Source organism: Devosia sp. (assembly GCF_041917035.1).
Classification (GTDB): Bacteria; Pseudomonadota; Alphaproteobacteria; order Rhizobiales; family Devosiaceae; genus Devosia_A.
Genome location: NZ_JAYRYM010000191.1, coordinates 1 through 7127, shown reverse-complemented (window position 1 = coordinate 7127; position 7127 = coordinate 1). Strand labels below are relative to the sequence as shown.

At 67.3% G+C, this 7127-nt stretch carries 6 protein-coding genes; 3 read left to right on the top strand and 3 right to left on the bottom strand.

Going from position 1 to position 7127, the window contains the following annotated elements; genetic code table 11:
* Both ACE3TU_RS16560 and ACE3TU_RS16555 read left to right on the top strand, forming a co-directional pair.
* The coding region (locus ACE3TU_RS16560) for a glycosyltransferase family 4 protein (RefSeq protein ID WP_374626158.1) at positions 1 to 488 on the top strand (488 nt) is incomplete at its 5' end.
* A gap of 147 nt (positions 489 to 635) precedes the next feature.
* A complete protein-coding gene (locus ACE3TU_RS16555; protein ID WP_374626156.1) occupies positions 636 to 2078 on the top strand; it encodes a hypothetical protein in 1443 nt (480 codons plus the stop codon).
* Between the two features lie 231 nt (positions 2079 to 2309).
* Here the strand turns inward: ACE3TU_RS16555 and ACE3TU_RS16550 are convergent, their stop codons facing one another.
* Positions 2310 to 2708 (bottom strand): hypothetical protein, encoded by a 399-nt coding sequence (locus ACE3TU_RS16550; RefSeq protein ID WP_374626154.1) that lies wholly within the window; start codon positions 2706 to 2708, stop codon positions 2310 to 2312.
* A 287-nt stretch (positions 2709 to 2995) separates the two neighbouring features.
* On the bottom strand, positions 2996 to 4144 hold the full coding sequence (locus tag ACE3TU_RS16545; protein ID WP_374626152.1) for a hypothetical protein: 1149 nt from the start codon (positions 4142 to 4144) through the stop codon (positions 2996 to 2998).
* A gap of 167 nt (positions 4145 to 4311) precedes the next feature.
* On the opposite strand from ACE3TU_RS16545, the gene ACE3TU_RS16540 reads away from it, so the two are divergent.
* Positions 4312 to 6852, top strand: coding sequence for an ABC transporter permease (locus ACE3TU_RS16540; protein WP_374626150.1), 2541 nt, complete (start codon positions 4312 to 4314; stop codon positions 6850 to 6852).
* 95 nt (positions 6853 to 6947) lie between these two features.
* On the opposite strand, the gene ACE3TU_RS16535 is transcribed toward ACE3TU_RS16540, so the two are convergent.
* The coding region (locus ACE3TU_RS16535; protein WP_374626148.1) for a LuxR C-terminal-related transcriptional regulator at positions 6948 to 7127 on the bottom strand (180 nt) is incomplete at its 5' end.

Below are 7127 nucleotides of genomic sequence, written 5' to 3'. Positions count from 1 at the left end.
CGAAGCCGTTTCGCGTCTTGTTCATCGGCTCGCTCGGTTACCCGCCCAACGAGGAGGCGGCAGCCCTCTTGGCGAACGAGGTTGCGCCGCTCCTGTCGCACCTCCCGGACCTGCGAGTGACCGTTGCGGGGAAAAGTCCGAGCGCAGCGCTTCGTCGTCAACTCGTGGGCAACCCGCTGATAGACCTCATTGCAGATCCGCCCGACCTCGCTCCGCTCTATGCCGAGGCCTCTGTTGTCGTGGTGCCGCTCCGGGCCGGCGGCGGCACCAAGTTCAAGACCATAGAGGCGTTTGCCTACGGTCGCCCCGTCGTCTCCACTGCCGAGGGGGTGCGGGGGCTGAACGCCGAGGCGGGCCGGCACTACCTTGCGGCCGAGACGGCCCCGGAGTTCGCCGCCGCGATCTCCCGCTTGGCCCATGACACCCACCTGGCGCGAGACATCGGGGCGGCCGGGCATCGACTCTGGCAGGACGAGCTGTCGCTTTGAGCCGGCTTTTCGCCTGTGGCGTCGATCGCCGCATGTGAGGCGCCGAGCCCGCTGCCTGCTCACGGGGCCTGCCGGGCTACACCTTCCTGTCAATTCCGCCCCGGCGAAGCGGTGCTAGACTGAGCCGGACTGGAGACACTCCCGAACGTGACCGCTGAACCCTCGCTCGACAGCCTGCCGCCAGCGGCCAGCTTCTTTCCGCAGCGACCCTACCATCCCGGCGCGGCGCTCTGCTTTGTCCATGTGGCGAAGGCCGCGGGAACCAGCGTGCGGCTGACAATGGAGAATGCCTTTGCAGGGGAGAGGACGTATCCCCTATCCAGCCAACTGGATGGCGACGCCTACACCAAGCCGTGGGAGGCACTGAAGGCCGGCGACGACTTCGGCCGGTTCGAGGCACTCAGTGCTCATGCCGGAGCTGCCATCGGCGAGTTGCTTGCCCCCGATGCCAATCTGTTCACCTGGTTGCGAGAGCCCGAGGATCGCGTGATCTCCGCCTTCTTCTTCTTCGTCGTGCAGGAGCGCAAGCGGCGTCATGCGGAGTATACCGCCCGCCTGGACGCGGGCGAACGGGTAGAGTCGGTCTTTCTGGACTGGCTGATGAGCCCCGACGCCGATTTCCACCAGCAACAGGCGCAACTTGCCTACGGCATGCCCTCAAACCGCAAGTTCTGGTCCGAGACGCATCCGGGAGTCAGCGTCAGGGAGGCTGCGTTGAGTGCCCTTCGGCGCATGTTCTTCATCGGACTGATGGAAGACCATGAGCGCTCGCTCGACGCGCTCTGCGCGATCACCTCGATCGTGCCTCCGGCGTCCGAGCATCGGCGGAACACCGGCAGCAGGCGGCCGAAACGCATCGACTTCACCGCCGATGAACAGGCGAAATTCGACGAGATTCTATTGCCCGATCGCGCCTTCTATGCGCTCGCACGCGAGATCTACGACCGGCAGATGGCGGACCTGGCGGAGCGTCGTCGGACCGAACCGGCGCTGGCGCTGATCGGAGATCGCCAGGGACTGCGCCGGCACATCCTTGAAAAGGCGGCCTCACAGGCACCGGTGTTGACCTCGTGGCACGCATGGGATCCGGTGCTGGGCGAAAACCTCGATGCCCGGGAGCCAGTCGCGTCGCGCGGCAAGTCCGACTGCCGCTGGCGGTGGACGGCCAACAGGCCCGACACCCGGCTCTACTTCCGCCTGCCTCGGCGTACCGCGTTCGAGCTGCGCATTCGCCTCGCTCCGGCAACGCCGTCGGGACACGCGAAACACACCGCGCTTCGCCTTTCGGGTGAGCCCCTTCCGTTGAGCGTAAGCTACGACTCCGACGGACGGACCGTACTCACGGCGATGATCTCGGAGCACCGCGCCAACCGGCTCCCGGCGCTGGCCGAACTCCACATTCACACCGCCCGGATGCTCGATGAGAGTACCCTCGTGCCCTATGCCGGCACCCGGATGCTGGGACTGGCGATAGAGTCCATCGAAGCCGTGCCGATACCCCGGATCCGGTATCTCTGGCGATGGCTTCAGGGCCCGCGCCTTGTAGGTCTGGCGCACCGTGTCCTGAGCCGCCGGCGTCCATCGCGCTAGCAAGGGCAGGGCGCCGGCAGCGCGGGTTCCTGCGCGGCAGGACCTGGTACCGTCAGTAGCTTCGGCCTCAACGCTCCCGAAGCTTCGAACATGGGTTTGCGGTCGCGACCCTGGATCGTGGCGACGCGCTGTGCAGGCAGGACGGCAGGAAGCTGGCTCGCGTCGAGCCGTCGGAGCGCCTTTGGGCAGGTCGACCGAGTGCGTGCCATCGGTCGACCTGCAAGGCATCGATCAGTCGTCGTCGCCATCGCCGGGGCCGGAATTGTCGTCGTCCGAGTCATCGTCGTCGTCCGAGTCATCGTCGGAGTCGTCGTCGCTATCGTCGTCGCTGTCGTCGTCGGAGTCGTCATCGCCGTCGTCATCGAGGCGACCATCGCTGTCGTCGGGCAGGTCGTTGATGTCGTCGCTCCCGATGATCAGGTCCTCCGCTTCGCAGTGGACGCTGCCGGTCAGCACCGTGCCGTCCGGGAGAGTGATCGATGCAACCGTCTCGCTGTTGAGCGGCACGGTGGCGCAATAGGCGGCGAGCGCCTCGTCAGGCACATCGTTCTTGATGCTCTTTGCCGAGGCTGTGTTTGCGGCGAGCGCCAGCAGCAGGACGGCGAGCGAGGTGGCGGTTGCGGTCTTCACGAGTGAAACTCCCTTGTTCATGCGACGATGCGCAATGGACTCACCCTAGCAGGGGCAGACTGACCGTCCCCGTACCGCGACTGTCAGCTCTCTGTAAGCTGGCCGCACAGTATTGCAGGCGTCACAGTCCTGCGGCCCGTTTCATGCGTCGGAACTGCCAGATTGCTGGCGATGCCAGGCGATCTATTGAGGAATTATTTACCGTGGGTCACGAACGCAGCGAAGATCTGCCGGGCGAGGGCGGCAAACGTTCAGCGTCCCGATGTGCAGCGCAGGTCGCGGCCACCCTAAGCCGCCGGCAGCGACTTCTCGTACATCCGGTGCGTCTTGTAGCGCTCGCCGCCCAGCGCCTCGGCAGCGTGGATCATCGGCAGGTTCGTCTCCAGGATCTGGCTCATCTCGCCGCGCTCATAGCCCTTGCGCCCGGCCTCGACGAACTGATGGTAGTTGAGTGCAAGGTCGATGCCGTGGCCGCGCCACGGGGTCAGCACGCCCATCACCATGAACCTGAGGCTGTGGATGGCGCCCGGCCGGCTCGCCCACAGTAGTCTCGCCCATCCGAACGGGGCCAGTCGGCCGTCGCGGATCGAGATCAGCGCTTCGTTGATGTTGGGCACAGCGACGGAGAAACCGACCATCTCCCCGCCTGCGGTCTCTGCGATCCAGGCAAGGTCGAAATCGGCAATCTGCACCAAATTGTCCACCAGATGCGCAAACTCCTCGCGGGTGGCGTGCACCCAGAGCCAGTTTCGCTCCCAGGCCGAATTGTAGATCGCCCAGATCTTGTCGACGTCCCGCTTCAGGCTGGCTTTGGTCAGCCGCCGATATCGCACGCCGCCGCGTGACGCAACCGCCGGTCCCACCCGCTTCAGCCGCTCCGACACCGAGGCCGAGTCGATGCGGAAGCAGTAGAGGTCGACGCTCTTGACGAAACCCTGCGCCTCGACGAGCGGCACGTACCAGGCCGGATTGTAGGGGATCATCACATAGCCTGGCTGATCGAACGCATCGATCTGCAGCCCGATCTCGTCGTTGACCGACGGATTGAACGGGCCGCGCAGCAGCGTGTGCCCCCAGCTGCGTGCGGCGGCCTCCACCGCGCCGAACAGAGCCGACGCCGCCTCGAGGTCGTCGATGCACTCGAAGAAGCCCCACAGCGTGGCACGCTCATGGTGGGTGTCGTTGTGCACCTGATTGCTGATCGCCGCGATGCGCCCCACGGCGCGTCCGGCTCGATAGGCGACGAACAGCCGAATCTCGGCATGCCGGTAGAAGGGGTTCTTCACCCGGTCGAGCAGATCGCGCTGCTGCAATCGCAAGGGCGGCACCCAGTAGCGATTGCCGCCCTGGATGCGGTAGGGCACCTCGATGAACTCCAGGAAATGGCGACCCTCGTCAGCCGCAACAACAAGCACGCCGGAACCTGCGATATTCAATACGCGTGCCCTCCCGAGGCGGAACGCAGGCGGCCGCCGCCACCGCTCGGCCCCAACCGTTGCAGAAGGAGCAATGCGGAGGAAGGCCCGTCGGTGCTCGGACCACCTTGATTTGCGTCAATTGTCGGATGCATCCAGCGAATAAGTTCCGAAAAGAGGCGATTGGCGTGAGCAACATTATCTCCAGCATCGTGCGTGTGGCGCTGGCAGATTTGCGCGGGGACTTCCGGCGCTTCTGGCTTCTGATCGCTTGTGTGGCGCTGGGCGTTGGCACCATGTCGATGGTCGGCTCCGTCGGCTCGGCGCTGCAGTCGGCGCTCGCCCGCGATGCGCGGGTCCTGCTTGGCGGCGATATCGAGGCCCGCCTGACCGATCGGCGGGCAAATGCCGAGGAGCGCGCTGCGATGGAGCGCCTGGGGCGGGTCGCCGAGGTCATCGACGTCATGGCGCGTGTGCACGGGGAAGACGGGCAGGGCGTCCTTGCCGCCGTCCGTGCCGTGGATTCGGCGTACCCGCTGCTCGGAACCATCGAGCCGGCCGATGCAGCTCCGCCCGCCCAGCGGCTATCGAGCGAAGGCAACGGCCCGGGTGCACTGGTTGCCCCCGGCCTGCTGGAACGACTCGGCCTGAGCATCGGTGATCGCCTTGCTCTGGGCGAGACTTGGCTGACCATACGTGGCACCGTTGCGTCTCTTCCCGACCAGGTCAGTCAGGGCATCGCGATCGGTTACCCGGTGCTGGTCTCCGTTGCCGCCATCGATGCGGCCGGCGTTCTCGCGCCGGGTTCCCTCGCACGCTACCGCTACAAGGTCGATACCGGCGGCCGGGTCGACTTCGATCGGGCCGCCCGCGACATCGCTGCGGTCGCACCCGAGGCCGGCTGGCGCTTCAGTGCCCCGGGCGACGCCACCGACGAACTGGCCTCCTACTACGGCATGTTCCGGCGCTTTCTCTCGATCATCGGACTGTCGGTGATGATCGTGGGCGGCGTTGGCGTTGCCAATGCGGTCTCCGCCTATGTGCTGGAGCGCCAACGCTCCATCGCCACCATGCGGGCCCTCGGCGCCACCGGGCTCCGCCTCGTTCTGCACTTCCTGATCCAGATCTTCACGCTCACTGTGCTCGGGACAGCTATCGGCGCGGGTGCTGCAGTCGTGGCGACCTGGTTCGCCCTGCCGCTGATCGGCCCTGCGGTCGGCCTCGCCTTGCAGCCGACCGTGGACATCGCTGCGCTCGGCCTCGCGGCCGTGTTCGGCGTGCTGGTCAGCTTTCTGTTCGCCTACCTGCCGCTCGCGCGGATTCGGCTGCTGCGCCCGGCTCTGCTATTCCGCGCGCTCGGTCCCGCCCCGCGCCGGCGAGGCTGGCGCGACATGCTGAAGCCCGAGGTCGGCCTCCCGGTCCTGGTCAGCCTGGGGTTGATCGCGCTGGTTGCGACGCTCGATGTGGGTCGCGCAGACGTGGTGCTCTGGTACGGCCTCGGGGTCGCCCTGGCTGTCGTTTTGCTCCGCGTCGCATCGCGCCTGATCCGGCGCGGCCTCGAGTCGGTGCCGCCGGTCCGCGCTGCCGCGGTGCGAAATGCCATCCGCGCCGCGTGCCGCCCCGGCTCACCCGCGTCGGCGGTCATCCTGTCGCTGGGACTGGGGGTCTCCCTGCTGCTCGTCATCGCGCTGACGGCGGACAACCTGCAGCATCAGCTCGACCCGTCCGTGCGGGTCGACGCACCCAGTCTCGTCTACCTCGACCTGTTCGACGACGAGGTGGCAGCGCTGGCCGACTTCTCCGCCTCCACGGCAGGGATCGAGAGCTTCGAGTCCCTCCCGGTCCTGCGCGCCACCGGCCTTCTGCTCAACGATCGCCCGCCGCCCCCCTTCAGCGAGCCGCCGAAGGACATGTCGCTCTACTTCGGTGACGAGATCCCCCTGACCTGGTCCGCCGCCGTACCGCGCGGCTCCCGGCTGTCGACCGGCGCCTGGTGGGGCGAGGGCTATTCCGGCCCGCCCCTCGTTGCCCCGTCCGATGACATTGGCCGGCAGCTCGGGCTGAAGATCGGCGACGTCCTGACCTTCACCGTCTATGGAGAGCCGGTCTCGGCAACGGTGGTCGGCTTTCGCCATTTCGAGTGGCAGCGCGGCGGGGTGAACTTCCCCTATGTCCTGTCGCCCGGCGCGCTCGACGGCTTCCCGCAGTCGAGTTTCGGGCTTCTCAAGATCAGGACCGATGGTCGGGCCGAGACCGAGGCGCAACTGGCCGCGGCCTTCCCCGACCTGGTCTTCCTGCCGATCGACGAGGCCGTCGGCGCCGTCCGCGCCCTGATCGCATCGGTGGCAACCGCCGTGGGCCTCGTCGGCGCGGTGGCGCTGGCCGGCGGCGTCCTGGTGCTCGCCGGGGCGCTCGCCAATGGACGCCGTCAGCGCGAGGCCGACTCGATCGTGGCCAGGGTCCTGGGCGCGACCACCGGCGATATCGTCCGCCTGTACCTCATCGAGTATGGCGTCATCGGTCTGATGGCGGCCCTCCTTGCGGCGCTGCTGGGCGTTGCCGGGGCATGGGCCCTGGTGACGATCGTCCTCGAGAGCGCCTTTCGGCCCGACCTGCCGCTGCTCGTCGGCGTTGTCGCCGCGACGCTCGGGTTGACGCTGGTCACCGGCATCGCCGCAACCTGGAGCGCGCTCTCGGCAAGGCCCGCGACGCGGCTCCGCGAGACATAGGGTGCCGGGCGTGCCCGGTCGGCGTCAAAGCGGCGCGGATCGCTCCCCCCGGCGGATCGGGCCTTCGGGACCCCGCCGAAGCCCGCTGCGACGTGCTAGCCCGGCCACCTGAGGTGCTCGACGAGCCGTGCCAGTTCGGTCTGCTTGGATATCGCAAGCTTCGAGTAGATCAGCTTCAGGGTCGAGCGGACGGTGTGCTGGCTCAGCCCCAGGGCGGCTGCCGCCTCGTTGGCGGAGTGCCCGTCACCGATGGCGGCCGCGATGCGGGACTCGGC